Genomic DNA, 19,747 nt, shown 5'->3' on the forward strand with positions numbered 1-19,747 from the left:
TGACGTGCATTCTCCGGATTATTGCTCGATGCACTTTGCTTTTCCACGGGAGGCTGCGGATCATTATTATCAGCGGTTGAAAAATTCTTATTGGTGCTCATTGCTGTTCACCCTTATCTTTCTTCTGGGACCTAACGTTAACGTGCTGCCAAGGAATTTCTACAATCGGATCTTCATGGTGCTTCTTCAGGGTTTTTAAATCATCCGTTTCGTATATTGCATTCTTGAAACCAGATAAAGTATTATCTGGCGTTGGGCGTTTATCAGTATCCATATTTTTATTATGAGAGGATAGTTTTTTATTTTTCCAGTTATATATACTCACTACAATAATCGTGAAGATACTCATGATCGCTTCAAGGACGCAGGCACCTAGCATCCACTGTAATAGTCGGATATCGACATTTGAAGCCGTCATCTCCATCACGAACCATGTATAAAAAGCAGCAAGGGGCGCAACGATGAGCAGACTATAGATGTTTGTCGTCAAGACCCATGCGGTTTTGGTTCCCCGGATCATCTTTATACATGCCACAGTTTGCAGCAGAATATATACGATAAAGGGCGAAAAAAGGATGAGCGTAAGAAGAAGTAATCGAAAATCAACATAACCAGAATGATTGGGAAGGGCGGAAATCATCACACCCTGGAGAAGCGTGGTTTCGAGCATTAGCCTAATAATCTGCACAGTTATAAAGCTAGAAAGAAGCAAGTTCCGCTTCTCAGTCGAATCTGCCTCAGATTCTTTCTCTATCTCATGAATATCTTGAGCCTGGACCGTTCCATGCTCAGGTTTTGGAAGGTCTTTATTAGTAGTCATGGATTCACCCTAAGCTTATAGCCTGGGTATTCAGTGGAAGCTCCCTGAATATTCTCAAAAAATAATACTTTTAATTTATTTAATTCTAAAAAGCAATTTTATTTAAATAGAAAAATATTTCTAAGGATTTGTTGAAGGTTATTCATTAGTGGCATCTAATTAGTAGTAAATCGGGAGTAAAGATCTTCTTCGGGAATGGGGTAGTCGCCTCCGCCCCAAACTTCTACCCTCATTTTGCATATTCGTCCTCTATGGTGTTCTGTCTCAATGAGTCCTCGCATCAGTCATTGACAACCGGTTGTCATATGTGTAAACTGGTTGTCAAAATTGCTACTGGAGGAAAAATGGATGCTTCATTACTGAGTGAACTCGTGGTGCAGATCTTCCGTGTGAACGGAACACTCACCGCATGGGGAGACCGGTTCGCCGCCGAAAGCGGTCTCACGACTGCGCGCTGGCAAGTATTAGGTGCAATCTCGATGGCGAAAGAATCGAGTACTTCTCCTCAAATCGCCGAACGTATGGGAATAACCCGGCAGGGTGTGCAAAAGCAGCTCAACCTCCTGCGGGACGAGGGGCTGGTTATGTCCGTCGAAAACCCCGCGCATAAACGTTCTCCACGGTACTCCCTGACGGAACACGGCGAGCAGAAATTAGCGGAAATCCGAAAACGCTGGCGCCAACAGGTTCAACAATGGAGCGGGGCGCATCAGCATGAATCTGTTATTGCCGCTCTTGAAGTTCTCGATGTTTTGTCTGAACAAATTAAGGAATAAAACAAATACGAAAAGCTACCGACGGAGGCTTAGATATGAATCCCGTTTTGCTAACTATAAATACTATTTCTGCACTCGTAACAATCGCCAGTGCGGTATTGGCTCTGTGCCGTCCCGGGCTTATGGTTCACGCTTCTTCCGTTGACGCTAATACTCGTTTCTACGTATACATGTATGCTGTGCGTGCTATACCGGCTGGAATAGCTGTTCTTATTGCACCCTTCTATTTTCGAGGCGGTGCCGTAGCCCTGCTTCTTGTGACTTTTGCGGTCGTACAGGCGGGTGATGCATTTATCGGCTGGACCCGCAAAGAATGGGGCATGGTGTTCTTCCCCTCGCTCAGCGCGGCAGTCCACACGGTCGTTGCGCTTTCGATTCCGGGCGTATAGGGATAGACCTCAATGAAGGGAAGGATTGCCCGCAGGATATGCGCCCCCATGTGCACCGGCTCAGCCAGCGGTACTGGGACGCGGAGCTGTGCATCACAGAGGAAACCTGCTCCGAATGTACTCTGACCACTCGGTCCTTCTAAACAAAACTCTAGGTATTTCTGTCCTCAATCTGTAGTGTTAAAAAGAGCGTTGTACTCCCAAATACTTCGTGAATCTAGTCATCGAGTGAACATAAAAACGAGGAGGAAACCCATGAAACGCTTTGAAAACAAGACCATTCTGATTACCGGCGCGAGCAGCGGTATTGGTTTGGCGGGCGCAAAACGTCTGATCGAAGAGGGTGCACACGTTATTTTTACGGGCCGCACCGAAAGCCATGTGCAGGCTGCAGCAGCCGAGCTGGGCGATCACGCTACCGCCGTTCTGGATGATGTTTCAGATGGCAACACTTTGGAGCGCATCGTGCCTGTGGTGGAGCGAGCCGGTGCGTTGGATGGTTTGTGGCTCAACGCCGCATACGCAGCCGGAGGTCCTTTGGAAGAGATGGATCAGGCGACTCTCGACCAGATATTTAAGGTGAACGTGGTGGCACCGATGATCCAAATGGGCGCGCTTTCTCCATATGTGAAGGAAGGTGGTTCGGTGCTAGTGACGTCTTCGACGGCGGCCTATGAGGGAGCGCCTATAGTCTCTGCCTATGCCGCAACAAAAGCTGCTATTCTGGCGGCGGCGCGTGGATGGGCCTCCGAGCTTGCACCGCGCAATATTCGGGTGAATAGCCTGGTTCCCGGGCCGATTACGAGCAACCTGCGGTCGGTTCTTCCCGATGAGATGCGCGCCCAATTCGAGGAACGGCTTGCCGAGGCCGTTCTCCTCAAACGTGTGGGCGATGCGCGTGAAGCCGCCGCAGTGGCGCTATTCCTGCTCTCTGATGAGGCAAGCTATGTGACGGGTAGCTCGTATACGGTAGACGGCGGTCTGATCATGCAGTAGCGCTCTGTTGCTAGGCGGTGTGGAATACGCGCATAGCTGTTTAGCCCCAGGTAAGCGCTAAAAAGTGCCTTTATGTGAATAAAACATTTTCTAACGCATTATTCACATAAAGGTATTTTCTTGATCGAAAAGTGTGACGAAGATTTTTAGCTATATGAATATCTATATTTTTACTCAATTATGCGTGATGTACAAGGTTTCACAATACCTTGATGCCTAGAGTCGTATTCCCATCCCCAATCACACATGAGTTGTAGCACCGGTAGAAATGTTTGCCCTTCCGCGCTTAGTGTGTATTCCACTCTTGGTGGTACTTCCGCATATACAGTGCGTTCGATGAGCCCATCTTCTTCGAGCTGACGGAGCTGCTCAGTTAGCACTTTTGAACTGATCCCTTCAAGTAGCAAAAGTAGATCGCGGGTGCGTTTTGCCCCACCGCTCAAGTGGTAGAGAATGAGGCACTTATATTTGCCTCCCACCAGATTCATTGCCATCTCTATTGCAGAAATTTTTTTCATTAAAAACCTACCGTAAATACTTAAAACTTACCTAAAAGTATGTATAGAACCTATAAGTAAGTTATGTTTTAATGCATTTTTTGTACATTATACTGAATTTTGTAATCACCCGAAGAGAAAATGTTACCCATGACTTTGCAAGACCTTATACGTGACCGTCGCTCTACTCGATATTTTGACCCGGCCTGCCTGATAAGCCACGAGGAAATATACCGTCTTATTGATCTTGCTAACCAGGCTCCCAGCAGTAATAATTCGCAGCCGTGGCGGGTTGTGATCGTAACCGAGCAGCATTCACGCGAAAAGCTGTTGCCTATTGCGTATAACCAGCAGCAGATTATGACTGCATCGGCCGTGTTGATTCTGCTGGGTGATCGACAAGCATACTGCGCGGATAATTTGAGTCGAATACATCACGAAGAATATATTGCTGGATGCTTCTCCCAAGAAATCTGTGAGAGGCTGACCCGCGCCGCTATTGAATTTTATGAGCCGCGTAGCGAGCAGGAAATACAGAAATTTTTAGGTTTAGACTGCGGGCTCTGGGCGATGACTTTTATGTTGGCGGCGCAGGAAGCCGGGTGGAATACGGTACCTATGACGGGGTATCAGCGTGCAGAATTGCGTGAGATGCTGCGCCTGCCAAGCCGATATCTTGACATTATGATGATTGCTGTAGGCTCCGGAACACGAGAAGGACATCGTACTTTACGGCATGAGGCGGAGCGCGTAACGGTGTGGAATGCCCCTCCCTCAGAGCAACCTTAAGATCTCCGATTTGCCGCCCCGTATATGGTGGGATGCCGCTTTTCTATTCAGAAGTATCTTGCACATTCTATATGCATTTTGAATGCAAAACCTTCTCTATAGACGGGGTTACAGGGCTCACCCTACAATGAGGAATACCCGCCAGAAGACAATAAAAGGAGCGTGCACCGTGAAAACTCTAGGCATTATCGGCGGCATGAGCCCTGAGAGCACCACCCTGTACTATCGGATCATTAACCGTGAGGTCAACCGCTGCCTCGGAGGCAACCACAGCGCCGACATCGTGATGCACAGTGTAGATTTTGAGGAAGTCGTGCGCCTGCAAAAAAGCGGTGACTGGGAAGCCGCTGGGGCTCTGCTGGCGGCAAGCGCCACAAAACTTGAGGGTGCGGGTGCGCAGCTGTTGCTGGTGGCCACGAACACCATGCACAAGGTTGCCCCCGCGATAGAGCGTGCCACCACCGTACCGCTACTGCACGTAGTTGATGCCACCGCCACCGCCATCCAAAGGCAGGGGCTGCAGAGGGTGGGGCTGCTGGGCACAACCTTCACCATGAGCGACGGGTTCTACACCGAGCGCATGGCGGCGCAAGGAATCCAGACGATCGTGCCGGCTGAACCAGAACAGGCAGAGACTAACCGCATCATCTTTGAGCAGCTGTGCCTGGGCCATGTGGAGCCTGAAGCCGTGCAGTATCTTCAGCAGGTCATTACAGGGCTGAAGGAGCAGGGCGCCCAAGGCGTGATCCTGGGGTGCACCGAACTCTGCCTGGCGGTGGATGAGGACAAGACCCCGCTGCCGGTCTTTGACAGCACCACCATTCACGCGCTCGCGGCGGTAGAGGCAGTGTTAGCGCCGCCGCTTACCGCATAAACCCCGCTTCTTGACCGAAATAAATAACTGTTCCCCATGAAAAGACTAGCTGCAGCCCTTGAACATAAAGTTCCGCCGCCACTTATTGGGGCACTGTGCGCCTTACTGATGTGGCTCATCTGCGGGGTGCCGCCGCTGACAGGCAGACCACCGCTGCTGCTGGTTCCCGCCCTTGCACTGGTTGTACTCGGCCTAACGGTGGACGCGGCGGGGGTGCTGTCATTTAGACGTGCCCGCACCACAGTGAACCCGTTCGCCCCCGAACGCACCGTAAACATTGTCTCCTCCGGAATATATCGTTTAAGCCGCAACCCCATGTACTTGGGTATGGCCTGTATCCTTACCGGGTGGGCGGTGTGGCTGTGGCAGGTGCAGGCTGTGCTCGGGGTGGTGCTTTTCGTCGCCTGGATAACGCGTTTTCAGATTATTCCCGAAGAGCGGGTTCTCACCCAGAAGTTCGGTACAGAATACCGGCATTACCGCCAGCGGGTGCGGCGCTGGGTATAACCCAACACCTACCAAAAACTGTGTATAGCTGGCTATGTGGACACACAGCCAGCCAACCGAAACCCTGAATGGTTCGGGGACTCACTATCCGTATGTGTGTCTTTTCAGGACCCCGGCGTCAAAGTCGGGGATGTGAAGCAGGCAGCCGCATCTATGCCGAATGTAATGGGTCGAAATTTTTGAGCATCATAGGGTCCAGAAAGAGAGCCCCGAACGGTTTGTGGATATAGTGCGCAACTTTGTCGAAACGTAACTCTTGTCATACTGAACGAACAGCATAAAAATGAACTCCGGGAAGCGCTTTGAGAACAATACTTTCCGGTAATCGGCGGGAACAGCAGTCTCGGCTGGACACGCGCAAAACGTCTTTGAACTCTGAATAATGCAGCTTTGGGCGTATTAAAAGGCCCTAGAGGGTAGGTAATACGCCCAAAGATGCGTTATTCGAGTTGGGAACAGAGGATAACCTACTTCACGATACGGTAGACCTTCGCTTCGTAGGGGCGTAGGGTGGTGCTCGCATCGGTCAGGGCGCCGGCGTCATCCCGGTAGTTGGAGTGCACCAGTTCGACGGACGCTCCGGCTGCACGCGCATCATCCAGCAGCGAGAAGGTGCGCTCCACCGACTCCGACGTGAAGTTAGAAACCACGAGCAGGGATTGGTTCGCGTCGGTGCCGTCCGGACCGCCGGTACGAGTGTAGGCGTACACCTGCTCATCCTCGGCATGAGGAACCTCAACCGAATCTACGGGCGCGAACGACCCGTACACCATCAAATCTTTGAGCTCACCGCGGCGCAGCTTCGCCAATTCCTGATAGTGGTAGAACACCGAATCCTGATCGTCCAGGGCAGCCTGCGCATTAATCTGCGGGTAGTTCGGGTTCACCTTCAGCCACGGCTCGACTCCCGCGTTCGTGAACCCGCCGTTCGCTGAGTCATCCCACTGCATGGGGGTGCGGGCGTTATCGCGGCCCTTAATGTAGATGGCGCGCATCGCATCCTCGTGGCTGAGTCGCTGATGATCCACGTGCATGTCCTCGTAGAAACGAATCGAATCGCCGTCGCGGTAGTCGTTGATCGACTCGAACCGCACATTGGTCATCCCAAGTTCCTCACCCTGATAAATATAGGGGGTTCCCTGCATAAAATGTAGGGTGGTTGCCAACTGCTTCGCTGAAAGCACCCGAAATTCGGGGGAATCGTTGCCGAACCGTGAGACCACGCGCGGCTGATCGTGGTTATTCCAGTACAGCGAACCCCACGCCTTGCCCTCAAGTTTCGTCTGCCACTCATTCAGAATGCGCTTAAGCTCGGTCAGCTTGTACGGCGCATACGACCACTTGCCGCCCAGCGAACCTTCGGGGTCGTTATCGACGCCCATGTGGTCGAAGTGGAAGAGCATCTGCAGTTCGCCCGCATCGTAGCCCGCCCACAGCTTCGCGTCCTCGGGGCTGGTCGCGCTCGTTTCGCCCACGGTCATCACATTGTACTTCGAGAACGCCTCACGGTTGAGCTCTTTCATCCACGGATGCACCATCGTGCCGTTCGCAATCACAAACGGGATCGACGACGTATGCTTTTCAAAATCAGTGGAAGGGTCATCCGGGAAGCCTTCGGGCTTAGAAATAATGTTGATGGCGTCCAGCCGGAAACCATCCACGCCCTTATCGAGCCACCAGCGCACCATCGCATACAGGTCTTCGCGCACCTTCGGGTTCGCCCAGTTCAGATCGGGCTGTTCCTTGAAGAAAATGTGCAGGTAGAACTGTTGCGTAGCTTCATCCCACTCCCAGGCGGATCCACCGAATTCGGAAGCCCAGTTATTCGGAGGAATCGGGGAGCCGTTCTCGTCAAATCCGTTGGGGTCTTTCCAAATGTAGTAGTCGCGATACGGGTTATCCTTTGAGGAACGAGACTGCACAAACCACGGATGCTGATCCGAAGTATGGTTCGCCACCAAATCCATCAGAATTTTAATGCTGTGCTTATGTGCGGTCGCCAGCAGCTCATCGAAATCTGCCATTGTCCCGAAATCGCTCATAATGTCGAAGTAGTCGGAAATATCGTAGCCGTTATCCACGTTCGGCGAATCAAACACGGGGGAGAGCCAGATAACATTAATGCCCAGCTTCGCCAGGTACGGGATTTTTTCGGTGATGCCGGGCAGATCGCCGATGCCGTCGCCATTGGAGTCGTTGAAGGAGCGCGGGTACACCTGGTAGACCACCGCTTCCTTCCACCACTGCCGCCCGGCATAGGAAGGAACCGCACGCTCTTCAGTCGTGGTTTCACTACTCATCAGAAGCCTTTCGTTAAGGGTTGCGTCGTGTGGCTTGGTGGGGAACCCCGTAAGCCGCATTGCCGCAGGTATGTCTGTAAAATTTTTAGTCAGGATGCGCCAGCGCGCCACTCGCCGCGCAATCTACGCCCTACCGGTACAGATACACTTTTGCCTCATAGGGTCGCAGAGTGGTGCCTTCGTCCGTGAACTCGCCGTGCTCATTCCGGTAGTTTGAGCTGATCAGTTCGGGTGCTTCTCCCATAGCCGCAAGCTCCTCAATTTTCAGCACGCCCGGGTTCTTGAGCGCCAAGGAAGCGAGCTGACCGTCTGCATAGGGCAAAGACAGTGTTTCTTGGGTGAAATTAGCAACCACCAGCAGGGCGCGCTCGCCGGATGCGGCGGCATCCTCCGCTGAATTCACGCGCAGGTAGGCGTACACCTGCTCATCCTCGGGGTTGAGCACACGGTATTCGCCGGTGAGCACAATGGGGTGCTCTTTGCGCAGGTGAATCAGGTCGCTGTAGTGATAGAAAATAGAATCATCGTTCGCCAATTCTTCGGCGGCGTTAATGTCGGTGTACCGCGGGTTCACCTTCAGCCACGGGGTGCCGGTCGTAAAGCCCGCGTTTTCGCTCGCATCCCATTGCATGGGGGTTCGCGCATTATCTCGGCCCGAAGCACTGATGTACCGCAGCATATCCTCGGGGCTAACCCGCTGGGACTCCACCACGTATTTACGCCAGGAATCATGGATTTCAAGGTCGTTGTAGTCATCTACCGAGTCGAAGAAAACATTGGTCATCCCCAGCTCTTCACCCTGATAGATGTAGGGGGTTCCCTGCATCATGTGCAGAACCGTGCCGAGCATCTTACCGCTGACCTCACGGAACTCGGGGGAGTCATTGCCGAAACGTGAAACCGTGCGCGGCTGGTCATGGTTATTCCAGTACAGCGAATTCCATCCGCGACCATGCAGCCCCGTCTGCCAGTGGCTGAGAACCTTCTTCAAATCCACCAGGTTAAAACGAGTATCCGACCATTTGCCGGTAGCGCCGCCTGCGCTGGCATCCACATCCATATGCTCGAACTGGAACACCATCTGCAGTTCGTGGCGGTCAAAACCTGTGTACAGGGCGGCATCTTCCACGCTCACGCAGGGAGTCTCACCCACGGTCATCACCGGGTATTTGCTGAGTACCTCGCGGTTCATCTCGCGCAGGAACTCGTGCACACGCGGACCGTTCGCGGCCACCGCCAGAGAATTATCTAAACCTCCTGCGGTGACGGCGGGGTCATCTGGGAAGGAGAGATCCTTAGAAATCAGGTTGATAACATCCATGCGGAAACCGTCGACGCCCTTATCAAGCCAGAACCGCATAATGTCATAGACCTCTTCACGTACCTTCGGGTTTTCCCAGTTGAGGTCGGGCTGCTTCACCGAAAAATAGTGCAGATAGAACTGCTGAGTGCCCTCATCCCACTCCCAGACCGACGGCGAGAAACAGGAAATCCAGTTATTCGGCGGAATCGGGGTACCGTCTTCGGAGAACCCGGCAGGGTCACGCCACACATAGTAGTCGCGGTACGGGTTATCCTTCGCAGAACGCGCCTGGCGGAACCATTCGTGCTCATCCGAGGTGTGGTTCACCACCAAATCCATCATAAGTTTGATGCCGTGCTCATGTGCGGTCGCCAGCAGCTCGTCGAAGTCGGCCATCGTGCCGAACTCGGTCATAATCGCCCGATAATCCGAAATATCGTAGCCATTATCGTCATTCGGCGAGGCGTAAATCGGGGAAAGCCAGATAACATCTATACCCAGCTTCGCTAGGTACGGGATTTTTTCGGTGATGCCGGGCAGATCGCCGATGCCATCGCCATTGGAATCGTTGAAGGAACGCGGATAAATCTGGTACACAACGGGCTGTTGCCACCACTGAATTTCGGTTTTCATGAGCTGTCCTTCCACGGAATACATGTCAAATAAAAGTTTGGAGGCGGGAATGCGCTAAGCTGCAGCACCCTGGAGCCGCCGCACTATCCGGGCTGTACCTGCGACGGCAGCGGCACGGGGTGCATCCTGGCAGTGGGCTCGAAACTCGACTCGTCAAGCTCCACCAGCACGCCACTGTGATCGGAAATCGCCTTAGGAGAATTATCGCGGAATACCACCGCATGCGAAAGTACCTTCACCGCGCGGTCGGCAAACACGAAGTCAATTCGCTTGGCTTCCTCTTGCCCTTCCCACCCGGCAATACCACGATGCACGGTGAACTCACCATCGGTACGCTCGGCAATCTCACGGGTATCCACCAGGTTAGAAGAAAGTACAAGGTCGTACCCTTCGCCACGCGCCTGCGCCGCCGTGTTGAAATCGCCGCCCAGCAGAACGGGCGCATCCTGACCGCACTCGGTGAGAGCCTGCGAAAGCCGCGCAAACTCCTGTGCGAAAAGTGGTTCGCCCTGAAAATCCCACCACGACATATGGGTGCTTGCACACCACACGGAACCCGCATCAGTACCAACCCGAACCGCTAGAGAAGACCTGCGCTCCACCTGATCGTAGTCATACTGCGGGCTCATCACAATAGGCTCGATGCGCTCGATAGGCATACGAGAGAGTACAGCTACGCATTCGTCATACCGTTCCCATCCAATATGGGTTTCGGTCAGCGCCCATTCGTACTGAACCCCTAAATCAGCCAGGAACCGCACGAGCAGAAGTGCGTAATTATCCTCGCGGATAGGAATACTGGCCCCGCCTTGGTACCCCAGTGGCATATCCACAATAGGGGAGTGCAGGTACTGATTCACTTCCTGCAACGCAATAACATCAACCCGATGGTGGGCAATGAAACGGGCAAGCTCGTGAATTTTAACGATCTGGTGAGGCTCGCACCAGCTGTGAGTGTTAAGAGTAAGAAAACGCATCGTCTCTAGAAATATAAAGGTGAGGGGACAACACGCGGTTCTCGCCCTCTGCACTTCGTGAAAATGTCGGTGGAAAACTACTTTTATATGCTAACCATTTGCATGGTCGATAACGCAGCAAAATACTCACCGAAAACACCAATACTTTTACCCGGTACTGGGACATGTTTCGGGTTCTGAAAAACTATGCCAAAAACCCCGCTCAAGGAGATTTTAGGCCGTAAAAGATGACATGATATTGCTATTAAATAAAACATTGCACCACACGCGCGGGCGCATCGCGCGGTAATTCCTGGCCAACACAACGGCAGACACCTAGGCGCCCGCTCACTCTCAACCAGAAAGGGCGTCAGCCTTATGATGGAAAAAATTCAGAGGTTCGGGTCCGCCATGTTGGCGCCCGTGCTTCTTTTCGCCTTCGCTGGCCTAGCGGTCGGTATCGGCACCGTTGCCACCCTCCCAAATATTGTTGGCGATCTCGCGAACGAAGATACCTTCTGGTACCAAGCGTGGACTGTTTGGCTTGACGGCGCATGGACCGTTTTCCGGCAAATAGAGCTCCTTTTCGTGCTGGGTCTGCCGATTGCGCTCGCAAAGACCGCAAACGCTCGTGCCGTCCTCGAAGCCGGAATGGTCTATCTGACCTTCAACTATTTGGTGGCCGGTATGCTGAATTTCTGGGGCCAAGGCGGTTCGGGATTCTTCCAGCTGGATTACAACACCTCTATTTCGCTAGATAACTCGGATTCTTACGGTACCGGCCTGAAAATTATCGCCGGTATTAAGACGATCGATACCGGTATTTTCGGCGCTATCATCATTTCCGCGATCGTGGTGTGGGTCCATAACCGATACTTCGATAAGAAGCTGCCCGACTTCCTCGGTATTTTCCAGGGCACCCAGTTCGTCTACGCGATCTGCTTCTTCCTGATGATGCCCATCGCCTTTATCTTCGCGTGGCTGTGGCCTTACGCTCAGCATGGTATCGCAAGCATGCAGGGCTTCTTCATCGCCTCCGGCGCGTTAGGCGTGTGGATCTACACTTTCTTGGAGCGCATCCTGATTCCAACCGGCCTGCACCACTTCATCTACTCGCCGTTCATGTTCGGTAACGCTGTGACCCCGAACGGTATCGTGAAGGATTGGCCGACCCACATCAGCGAATTTGCCAAGAGCGACAAGCCTCTGCGCGAGCTCTTCCCCGGCGGCGGTTTCGCACTGCACGGTAACTCGAAGATCTTCGCGCCCCTCGGTATCTCTGCCGCCTTCTACACCACGGCACGCCGTGAGAAGCGTAAAGAAGTTCTCGCCCTGCTGATCCCGGTGACCCTCACCGCAATGCTGATCGGTATTACCGAGCCGCTGGAGTTTACCTTCCTGTTCGTGGCACCCCCGCTGTTCGCTGTTCACGCGGTGCTGGCGGCTTCGATGGCGTCGATCATGTACATGCTTGGCCTCTCAGGCAACATGGGCGGTGGCTTGCTTGATAACTTCCTCTTCCTCAACTGGGTTCCGCTGTGGCAGAACCACTGGCCCACCTACCTTATGCAGATCGGCGTGGGTCTGTCCTTCACCGTCATCTACTTCTTGCTCTTCCGATTCCTCATTCTGAAGTTCGATTTCAAGACCCCGGGTCGCGAGGCTGAGGGTGGCGAAACGAAGCTGTACTCGAAGGCCGAATACAAGGCCGCGAAGGCAGCCGAGAAGAAGGGCGCCGCATCCGCAGATGACGCTGGCGATGCAGATCTGTATGCCCCGCGTGCGGCAGGATTCCTCGAACTGCTTGGCGGTGCCGATAACATCACCACGGTGAACAACTGTGCTACTCGCCTGCGTGTCTCGGTGGCGGATGAATCCCTGGTTGATACTTCGGATGCTGCCTTCAAGGATGCCGGAGCCCTAGGTATTGTGCGCAAGGGCAAGGCATTCCAGGTGATTGTGGGTATGGACGTTCCGCAGGTTCGCGAGCGTTTTGAAACCATGGTGAACACCAAAGAGTAAGGTTATATTCACCTTCTAGGGAAACCTACTGAGCTCCTGAATCGAAGACGTTGTAATATTTATGTATTGCGCGTTTTCGATTCAGGAGCTTTTGAGTGGATTTACAAGATGTGGTGAACGCGAACCAACACAGGTTCAGCGATACCGAACGCGATATTTTGGCGTTCATGCTTGAAAACGAAGAATTTGTTGCGGAGGCGACTATCAACTCCCTCGCGCACAAGACCTACACTTCAACCAGCTCCATTATTAGGCTCACCAAGAAGCTCAATTTTTCGGGTTTTGCCGAGCTGAAATACTTCATTAAATCTTCCCTGACGAAGTCGGAGCCCTATAACCCGCGTTTTATCGAAAGCGGCCGCGAAGATATTTTGCGCACCTACGATTACCTGGAACATATGGAGCTTTCCGGGCTTTTGAGGAAACTTCATACGGCGCGCACAATCTACTGTTTCGGAACTGGGTACGCGCAACGAAACGCGGTACAAGAATTTGCTAAGTCTATGCAGGTCTGCGGCAAATTCTGCCATGTGATTCCTGCACGCAATGAATTTGAAAGCACCATGAGCGCTATGAATCAGGACGATGTCGTGATTCTTGTCTCCTTCTCAGGACAGACTGAAAATATGCGCGAACACGTCAAAATGCTAGCACTGCGGAAAATCCCCATGATCGCAATTACCGCTATTGGCGTGAACTTTATGTCCTCCTACGCCGAGTACTCACTGCACTACCAAACCACCCCCACCCAGTTGAGTACCCAGCGCAAGCCTTACCACTCGTTCGTGGCGCTCTCAGTGCTTTTGGACTACATTGTGCGCCGGTACATCGACTATGTTGAAACCCAACAGCGCGGCAACTCCACCAAAACAGCGCAGGTTCTTGAAAGTTCTGAATTTAGCGCCGAAACCGGGGCACTCGACGTCGCCGATATACGTGCCCAAGCTGGTGCAGCAGCTATCGATCGGCAGCACACAGACCCATCGGAGACCTAGCCCGTGATCGCAATCCTCGAACTTATCAATAATCCGCAGAAAATGCGTCGATACCTTTTCTGGTATCTCATCATCATGCCCCTGGCGCTCTTTGCGTGGATTCTGTTGGGCGCCGCCAACTCCGGCTTGGATTTCAAAGCTGCGATCAATATTCCGTTTTATGCTGTAGCATTTTTGAACGGGTGCCTGTCGATTCTATTCGCGGGACTACTCAAGTTTGCTGCGAGCGAGAATGAACACACCGAACGCATGATTGCCTTCTACACCCTGGTGATGCTGGTGTTTGCAGGGAACCTGCCCGGTGCCCTGCTTGCGTTCTTCCTTTGGTGGGCACTGCGCGAGGCTCCTGAGGAACCCTTCGCCCCCAATTATCGATGGGTTTTTATCGCCTCGATGATTTTCCTCGGGCTGGTAACCCTTCTCGTACTTTTCGCAAATATACGCCTCTGGTCGGCATGATAACGGTACGTGAGGAACGCCCGTTCCCCGGCCTCCGTGGAAAAGCACACCGGATACACGGGAATTAGCTAGAGCCTCCGTATGATGTTATGTAAGATTATTCCCACACTCACCACGAATCATCCAAGGACGAGCACACTGTGAACGAAACCCCGGATACACTGGAGAACACCGCTGCTAAGGAACCCCGCAGCGCCGAATTCCAGCCGGAATACCTGGATCCCAGCTCTCCCGCCTTCGACCCCTCGGCGGGTCTTGAACGCTGGGCGCAGCAGATGGACGTGTATACCGGGCCGGATGCGATGCTCGACTTCAACCAAGTCGATTACGTACACATCAATCTCAGTGACGCTAACCCTTCCGGGCTTGCGCAGCTGTTGGCTGGACGCAAAACACGTCTTTCCACCCTGATTCGCGATAAGTCTCTGCTGGGACACGAGATGCGTGCCGCGCGTACCCTGCGCACCAAAATTTATGAGCTCTCGACCGGACACGGGCTCGATGCCGGGTATTTTGTGGCGGGAACCGCATCATGGTTATCGCATGCGATGCGCGATGATGCCAAAGCCTCTGAAAAACGGTTTATCGCGCCAATTCTGATGGCGCCGCTGAACCTGACGCCGCATCCGAGGAGCGATGATTTTGAGCTGCAGCTAGCTGGTTCTGCACGCCTGAACCCCGCTATGGTGCGCCAAATCAAACAGGAATATGAGATCGACCTGGGCACTATGGATGTTGCGCAGCTCGCCAACTCAATGTCACGCCTGGACCCTGAACCCGTGATCGAGCGGATGCGTGCCTCCGCCGGGCGTATTCCAGGGATGACCATAGAATCAAAGTATTTTATCTCAACCTTTGCGGACCTGAAGGAAAGCATGGGGGAGCTACCGCACACCGCGCATACCCCGCTCGTGCGCGATCTTGCGGCGCTCAAAGTTCCCGGTGCGCAGCCGCGCGAGATGAACGCGCACAACCTGCAGCAGCCCCTCAACCAGCGCGATCCCGCCCAAGAAACGCTGCTGTTCGACGCAGACCCCGTGGCGCAGAATATTATTGATACCGCCGCCAGCGGATTTTCGATGACTGTGACAGCCGCACCCGGAACAGAACCGTTACGCACCGCCGTAAATATCGCCTCAACCCTGATAGGGCGCGGAAAGTCGGTTCTGGTCGTGGGAGAAAAACGTTCGACCCTCGCATCCTTTAGCGAGCTTCTGGGACGCACCGGGCTTAACGATCTGCGCTACGATCTGCTGGCAGAACACACTGCCGAAGATCAGCGAACCGAGTTTATTCGCGCTATCGTGCGTAACGAGAATACCGCAGAGCCTAATTCCACAAATCTTAATCGTGAGCTGATCGAAACCCGCACAGCGCTCACAGATCACACTCACGCACTGACGGCGCGCGACCCGCTGTGGCATATTTCTATCAGTGAAGCCTTGCAGCGAGTGGCCGAACTTGCCTCTGAGGAGAGCGCGCCGCAGACCCAGGTGCGTTTTAGCCGTCAGCTGCTTGATACCCTGCAAGACCGTGAAGCCATTACCGCCGATATTGTGCGTTTTGCGGAACTGAACGGGTTTACACGCGCAACCCGCACTTCGCCCTGGCATCGTGCCCGTCTGCTTAACGAAGACGAGGCGGCGGATGCCTACGCCCTCGTTATTACCCTGCGTTCCTCGCTTCTTTCCCTGCGCGAGGCGATGAACGCCATGAACGCGAGCCTGCATCTGCGCCGGGCACGTACTATAGCCGATTGGGATGCGCAGCTTGCTATTCTGATTCGCATTCGGGAAACTCTCAAGCGCTTCCGGGCAGAGGTGTACGACCGCCCGGTGACCGACCTGATTGCGGCCACCGCATCCGGCTCATGGCGGCGGGAAAACCGTATCGACATGAGCAGTATGCAGCGTTCGCGCCTGCGTCGAGCGGCAAAAGAGTATATTTTGCCGGGAGTGCATATTGGCGATCTGCATGAACATCTCAAAGTTGTGCAGACCGAGCGCGCCGAGTGGATTCGGCTTCTTGATTCGCCCAGCACCCCGAAGATTCCCGAGGACCTGGATGCTTTGGCGAATGCCCTGCACTCGCTGGGCTCGGAGCTTTCGGGGCTTGAGATCATACTCCCCGATACCGCCGAAGGCGTTGACTTTGTGCATACGGATCTTGACCAGCTCGAAGCCCGCCTGGATGCTCTGCTCACCGACCGTGAAGTGCTCATGAGCCTGCCCGAACGTGACGTACTCTTGGGGCGGCTCACGAATGCGGGATTGAGCGATTTTCTGGACGAGCTGGGTGAGCGTGAGGCAAACGCATCCGAGGTGACATCGGAACTCGAACTTGCGTGGTGGCAATCCGCACTTGAAGAGCTTCTGGAGCAGCACGCCGAAAAAATTCTTGACGGCGACGAGCTGCGCGATATTGAGGCTCGTTTCCGCCGCGCGGACTACGCCCATATGTCGAGCGCCCAGGCGCGTTTGCTGGCGCATACGGCACGGTTGTGGACGGAACGTATCGAAGAATTCCCCGAGCAGGCTTCGTATCTGAAGAGTCAGCTGCGCGGCCGTGAGTTTGATCTTGAATCGCTTCTGGTGAATGCCCCGGTCATGGCGCGTACTTTGCTGCCGTTGTGGACGGCTAGCCCGTTTTCGCTGGCGCGCCGGGTTCCCATGTCGATGCGTTTTGATGCGGTCATCCTGCTGGATGCTGAATCCACCCCGCTGGCGGCTAATCTTCCGGCGATTACGCGCGCGGATCAGGTGATTGCTGTGGGCGATCCTCATGCCGGGTTCCCTGCGCCGTTTATTGTTTCGGCGCCGACTTCGGGTGCACCAGCATCGGATTCTCACCGGTTGGAGAGCACTTTTGGGGCGCTTTCACGTCTGCTTCCGAACCGCACGCTCTCGCTCGTGCACCGTCCCTTTGACCGCGTGCTTTTCGACTACCTGAATCGGGAATTCTATGGTTCTCACTTGCGCGAAATTCCGGTGAGCCCGGCATCCCGCAAGCCCGTGAGCACGCTGAGTATTGAGTATATTGATACGCGCGGGAAGGTGAGCGATAACGCGAACCTGGAATCCCCGAGCGTTGAGGTGGACCGTGTAACTCGTTTGGTGCTTGAGCACGCTTACCGCCGCCCCGAACGTTCTTTGGCGGTGGTGACGGCGAGCCCGAAGCATGCCCAGCGGATTGCCGGGGCGGTGCGCCAAGCCTTGAATACGTACCCGCAGCTTGCCGAGTTTTTCAAGCCCGGTACCGAGTCTTTCCGGGTGGTGGATGTAAACCGCGCGGGGTCGCTGGAACGCGATACCGTTATTTTCTCGCTGGGTGTGGGGCGTGCCCGGCTGGGGCAGAGCTCCCATAATCTGGGGCTGCTATCGGGCCCGCACGGTCGTGAAGGGTTCGTAGTGGGGCTCACTCGCGCACGGCGCGCCACGCATATTGTCAGCTGCGTGAGCCCAGCCGATATGAATGCGCAGAAACTCCACGAGGGTGCGCTGGATCTATACCGGTTGATGCTCGCCTATGAGGAGAACCAGCAGCAGGTTGCGGCGCAGACTCCACGCGAGGACGTTCTCGCCTCTAACGCCTGGTTAGAGACTGAGGACGAGCCAACCGACCCGGTAACGCAGGACTGGCTGCTTAACGATGCGGTAGCACGCCTGCGCGAACGCGGCGTTCGGGTGCGGCCCGGCGAAGACGAGATCGCCTTTATCGCGCTGGCACCGCAACAGCTCATTCATACCGAATCTGAACAGGAGAGCGCACAGCAGATGCCGCTCATGGTGGGGTCGGATGTGCTGTTTGATTACACGACCGAGAGCGTGCGTGAGCATACTCGCCTGGTTCCTGAAAGGTTGAGCCGCACGGGCTGGAACTACGTAACCCTTAACACCTTGGAGGTTTTCGCCGATCCCGAGGCAGTGGTGGCGCGTATCCTACGGTATTTGGGTATATATGCAGACTAGGCGCTTCTGCACCCTCCCGGCAGCGCAGAGCTGAAAGGACGAACCTATGGGTGAGTATTCTCCAACACCGAAACCGCGCAGAGGCCATCGTCGTGCCAGCGGGGGAGGCACATTAGCAGGGGACGAGCCGCGCATCGCGGGCGTGAACGCACCGCTTCATGCGAATACGCCAACGCCTGCACGCAAAGAGACCTCCGGGAAGTCAGCCGCGGATCGAGGAAACCTACGGCATGCCCGCGGCTCGGCGCAGGAACATTTAACCCCCGAAGAACGTGCCCGTCTAGAGTGGATGCGCGAACAAAAACCCCCGCACTGGGGCTAGTGCCGCAGTACAGGGAGGGAACGATTCTTCGTGTGACTACTCTGCTTGAGATGAGCTTGAGCTGGAACCTTTATCGGTGCTGTAGAACCCAGATCCTTTGAAGACGACGCCCACGGTGTTGAAGCGTTTGCGAAGTGTGTCTTCACCGCATTGCGGGCAGGTGCGCAGGGCGTCCTCGCTGAACGACTGGCGTTTCTCGAAAGCGTGCCCACAGTTTTTGCACTGGTAAACGTAGACCGGCATGGTTCTCCTGAATGACAGATCCTAGGGCAGCCGCGAGCGCGGCGGCTGCCGTGTGTTGCGTATAGAGTGTACCGCGAACCTCACCCGGTTTCGACTTGGGTGGCGTGCCGCGCGGGGCTTAGCGCAGGCAGAATGTTCTTAAGTTCTCGGTCTAGAGCGTGGAATCGCCGAGGGGCTCTATGCCGTTCTCGGTCAGCACGCGGGGGAGCACGGCATCCCATTCATCGTAGGGAATGCTTTCGAGCACTTCATGGGAAAACACCACGCCTACGGTGCTCTCACGCAGTTTATCTGCCGAAAGGGCAGGGATGATGCGGTCATAGTAGCCCCCGCCCTGCCCTAGACGGCGGCCGTTGCGTGCATAGGCGAGCGCCGGAACTAGCCGCAGGTCGGCGGCAACAAAAGCTTGGGTGTCATACTCTTCGCCTTCGGGTTCGGCAATGCCCAAGCCATTGAGCGGATGCTCCACGTGTGGGTCCCAGACAACCCAGGCGAGGGTGCGTGCCGGGCGTACTACGGGCACCAGGATGCGGTGCCCGCGCGCGTGCAGGTCGTGAAGCGCTGCGGTGATAGGCGGTTCGGAGGCGGTGGGCAGGTACGCCGCGATAGTTTGCGCCTGCGCGTCCTTGGGGATCAGCGAAAGAATATGGTCGCGGTATTGCTGTTTCATCTGCTCGTGTTCCGCCGCTGTGCGGGCGTTTTTGGCGATCAGGCGTTGCGGGCGAATTTGGGAGCGCAGTATCTGCTTGTCGAGGGCGGTATCTTCGGGAGTTTTGCCGTGGGGTGCATCGTTGCTCTCGTGCGGGGTGGATAAGGTGCTGGGCTCGGGTTTCATGGTTCTCCTGGGTGAGTGTTTTCACCATTGCGATAACGTTGTGCGGCGAGTGCGATGCTCGGC

18 protein-coding genes are annotated in these 19,747 nt (G+C 54.6%); 11 read left to right on the forward strand and 7 right to left on the reverse strand.

Translation table 11 applies throughout. The annotated features are described in order from the left end of the window. Nucleotides 1-97: 97 nt before the first annotated feature. Nucleotides 98-820 carry a hypothetical protein gene (locus tag HMPREF2804_RS10305; protein WP_070628275.1) on the reverse strand — a complete coding sequence of 241 codons (723 nt, stop codon included), beginning with the start codon at nt 818-820 and terminating at the stop codon, nt 98-100. A gap of 305 nt (nt 821-1,125) precedes the next feature. On the opposite strand from HMPREF2804_RS10305, the gene HMPREF2804_RS10310 reads away from it, so the two are divergent. The 3 genes from HMPREF2804_RS10310 to HMPREF2804_RS10320 all read left to right on the forward strand — a co-directional run bounded on the left by HMPREF2804_RS10310 (nt 1,126) and on the right by HMPREF2804_RS10320 (nt 2,981). Then, the gene (locus HMPREF2804_RS10310; RefSeq protein WP_246822578.1) at nt 1,126-1,596 is read left to right on the forward strand and encodes a MarR family winged helix-turn-helix transcriptional regulator; all 471 of its coding nucleotides are present in this window, start codon (nt 1,126-1,128) and stop codon (nt 1,594-1,596) included. 35 nt (nt 1,597-1,631) lie between these two features. Next, a complete protein-coding gene (locus tag HMPREF2804_RS10315) occupies nt 1,632-1,985 on the forward strand; it encodes a hypothetical protein (RefSeq protein WP_070448733.1) in 354 nt (117 codons plus the stop codon). Between the two features lie 255 nt (nt 1,986-2,240). Further along, complete coding sequence (locus tag HMPREF2804_RS10320; protein WP_070536809.1) at nt 2,241-2,981, forward strand: SDR family NAD(P)-dependent oxidoreductase; 741 nt, start codon at nt 2,241-2,243, stop codon at nt 2,979-2,981. Between the two features lie 170 nt (nt 2,982-3,151). Here the strand turns inward: HMPREF2804_RS10320 and HMPREF2804_RS10325 are convergent, their stop codons facing one another. After that, nucleotides 3,152-3,499, reverse strand: a complete 348-nt coding sequence (locus HMPREF2804_RS10325; protein ID WP_070628277.1) for a winged helix-turn-helix transcriptional regulator — start codon at nt 3,497-3,499, stop codon at nt 3,152-3,154. Between the two features lie 129 nt (nt 3,500-3,628). Here HMPREF2804_RS10325 and HMPREF2804_RS10330 point away from each other — a divergent pair, with 129 nt between their 5' ends. The 3 genes from HMPREF2804_RS10330 to HMPREF2804_RS10340 all read left to right on the forward strand — a co-directional run bounded on the left by HMPREF2804_RS10330 (nt 3,629) and on the right by HMPREF2804_RS10340 (nt 5,648). Beyond that, a complete protein-coding gene (locus HMPREF2804_RS10330) occupies nt 3,629-4,267 on the forward strand; it encodes a nitroreductase family protein (RefSeq protein ID WP_070536805.1) in 639 nt (212 codons plus the stop codon). A gap of 169 nt (nt 4,268-4,436) precedes the next feature. Next, nucleotides 4,437-5,141, forward strand: coding sequence for an aspartate/glutamate racemase family protein (locus HMPREF2804_RS10335; RefSeq protein WP_070628279.1), 705 nt, complete (start codon nt 4,437-4,439; stop codon nt 5,139-5,141). 36 nt (nt 5,142-5,177) lie between these two features. Next, the gene (locus HMPREF2804_RS10340) at nt 5,178-5,648 is read left to right on the forward strand and encodes a methyltransferase family protein (protein ID WP_070628281.1); all 471 of its coding nucleotides are present in this window, start codon (nt 5,178-5,180) and stop codon (nt 5,646-5,648) included. Between the two features lie 467 nt (nt 5,649-6,115). Here the strand turns inward: HMPREF2804_RS10340 and HMPREF2804_RS10345 are convergent, their stop codons facing one another. From HMPREF2804_RS10345 to HMPREF2804_RS10355, 3 genes are all read right to left on the reverse strand, one after another. Continuing rightward, nucleotides 6,116-7,948 carry a glycoside hydrolase family 13 protein gene (locus tag HMPREF2804_RS10345; protein WP_070628283.1) on the reverse strand — a complete coding sequence of 611 codons (1,833 nt, stop codon included), beginning with the start codon at nt 7,946-7,948 and terminating at the stop codon, nt 6,116-6,118. 130 nt (nt 7,949-8,078) lie between these two features. After that, nucleotides 8,079-9,884, reverse strand: a complete 1,806-nt coding sequence (locus tag HMPREF2804_RS10350) for a glycoside hydrolase family 13 protein (RefSeq protein ID WP_070628285.1) — start codon at nt 9,882-9,884, stop codon at nt 8,079-8,081. A gap of 83 nt (nt 9,885-9,967) precedes the next feature. Continuing rightward, a complete protein-coding gene (locus HMPREF2804_RS10355; RefSeq protein WP_070628287.1) occupies nt 9,968-10,861 on the reverse strand; it encodes an endonuclease/exonuclease/phosphatase family protein in 894 nt (297 codons plus the stop codon). Between the two features lie 357 nt (nt 10,862-11,218). On the opposite strand from HMPREF2804_RS10355, the gene HMPREF2804_RS10360 reads away from it, so the two are divergent. The 5 genes from HMPREF2804_RS10360 (at nt 11,219) to HMPREF2804_RS10380 (ending at nt 18,606) form a co-directional block, all read left to right on the forward strand. After that, nucleotides 11,219-12,862 (forward strand): alpha-glucoside-specific PTS transporter subunit IIBC, encoded by a 1,644-nt coding sequence (locus tag HMPREF2804_RS10360; RefSeq protein WP_004005202.1) that lies wholly within the window; start codon nt 11,219-11,221, stop codon nt 12,860-12,862. A 95-nt stretch (nt 12,863-12,957) separates the two neighbouring features. Beyond that, nucleotides 12,958-13,857, forward strand: a complete 900-nt coding sequence (locus HMPREF2804_RS10365) for a MurR/RpiR family transcriptional regulator (protein ID WP_070628290.1) — start codon at nt 12,958-12,960, stop codon at nt 13,855-13,857. Nucleotides 13,858-13,860: 3 nt separating this feature from the next. Next, complete coding sequence (locus HMPREF2804_RS10370) at nt 13,861-14,316, forward strand: hypothetical protein (RefSeq protein ID WP_004005199.1); 456 nt, start codon at nt 13,861-13,863, stop codon at nt 14,314-14,316. A gap of 140 nt (nt 14,317-14,456) precedes the next feature. Then, nucleotides 14,457-18,284, forward strand: a complete 3,828-nt coding sequence (locus HMPREF2804_RS10375) for a DEAD/DEAH box helicase (RefSeq protein WP_070628292.1) — start codon at nt 14,457-14,459, stop codon at nt 18,282-18,284. A gap of 46 nt (nt 18,285-18,330) precedes the next feature. After that, nucleotides 18,331-18,606 (forward strand): ATP-binding protein, encoded by a 276-nt coding sequence (locus HMPREF2804_RS10380; RefSeq protein WP_070628294.1) that lies wholly within the window; start codon nt 18,331-18,333, stop codon nt 18,604-18,606. A gap of 36 nt (nt 18,607-18,642) precedes the next feature. On the opposite strand, the gene HMPREF2804_RS10385 is transcribed toward HMPREF2804_RS10380, so the two are convergent. Next, the gene (locus tag HMPREF2804_RS10385) at nt 18,643-18,849 is read right to left on the reverse strand and encodes an FmdB family zinc ribbon protein (protein WP_004005195.1); all 207 of its coding nucleotides are present in this window, start codon (nt 18,847-18,849) and stop codon (nt 18,643-18,645) included. A 151-nt stretch (nt 18,850-19,000) separates the two neighbouring features. After that, entirely contained in the window at nt 19,001-19,684 is a 684-nt protein-coding gene (locus tag HMPREF2804_RS10390) for a 5-formyltetrahydrofolate cyclo-ligase (protein WP_070628296.1), read from the reverse strand. Nucleotides 19,685-19,747: the final 63 nt, after the last annotated feature.

Source organism: Rothia sp. HMSC065G12 (assembly GCF_001811455.1).
GTDB classification, from domain to species: Bacteria; Actinomycetota; Actinomycetes; order Actinomycetales; family Micrococcaceae; genus Rothia; species Rothia dentocariosa.

Bases quoted from the DNA above. Each gene is read 5' to 3' on its own strand.
- HMPREF2804_RS10305 (WP_070628275.1), bottom strand. From the start codon at position 820: ATGACTACTAATAAAGACCTTCCAAAACCTGAGCATGGAACGGTCCAG.
- HMPREF2804_RS10310 (WP_246822578.1), top strand. From the start codon at position 1,126: ATGTGTAAACTGGTTGTCAAAATTGCTACTGGAGGAAAAATGGATGCT.
- HMPREF2804_RS10315 (WP_070448733.1), top strand. From the start codon at position 1,632: ATGAATCCCGTTTTGCTAACTATAAATACTATTTCTGCACTCGTAACA.
- HMPREF2804_RS10320 (WP_070536809.1), top strand. From the start codon at position 2,241: ATGAAACGCTTTGAAAACAAGACCATTCTGATTACCGGCGCGAGCAGC.
- HMPREF2804_RS10325 (WP_070628277.1), bottom strand. From the start codon at position 3,499: ATGAAAAAAATTTCTGCAATAGAGATGGCAATGAATCTGGTGGGAGGC.
- HMPREF2804_RS10330 (WP_070536805.1), top strand. From the start codon at position 3,629: ATGACTTTGCAAGACCTTATACGTGACCGTCGCTCTACTCGATATTTT.
- HMPREF2804_RS10340 (WP_070628281.1), top strand. From the start codon at position 5,178: ATGAAAAGACTAGCTGCAGCCCTTGAACATAAAGTTCCGCCGCCACTT.
- HMPREF2804_RS10345 (WP_070628283.1), bottom strand. From the start codon at position 7,948: ATGAGTAGTGAAACCACGACTGAAGAGCGTGCGGTTCCTTCCTATGCC.
- HMPREF2804_RS10350 (WP_070628285.1), bottom strand. From the start codon at position 9,884: ATGAAAACCGAAATTCAGTGGTGGCAACAGCCCGTTGTGTACCAGATT.
- HMPREF2804_RS10355 (WP_070628287.1), bottom strand. From the start codon at position 10,861: ATGCGTTTTCTTACTCTTAACACTCACAGCTGGTGCGAGCCTCACCAG.
- HMPREF2804_RS10360 (WP_004005202.1), top strand. From the start codon at position 11,219: ATGATGGAAAAAATTCAGAGGTTCGGGTCCGCCATGTTGGCGCCCGTG.
- HMPREF2804_RS10380 (WP_070628294.1), top strand. From the start codon at position 18,331: ATGGGTGAGTATTCTCCAACACCGAAACCGCGCAGAGGCCATCGTCGT.
- HMPREF2804_RS10385 (WP_004005195.1), bottom strand. From the start codon at position 18,849: ATGCCGGTCTACGTTTACCAGTGCAAAAACTGTGGGCACGCTTTCGAG.
- HMPREF2804_RS10390 (WP_070628296.1), bottom strand. From the start codon at position 19,684: ATGAAACCCGAGCCCAGCACCTTATCCACCCCGCACGAGAGCAACGAT.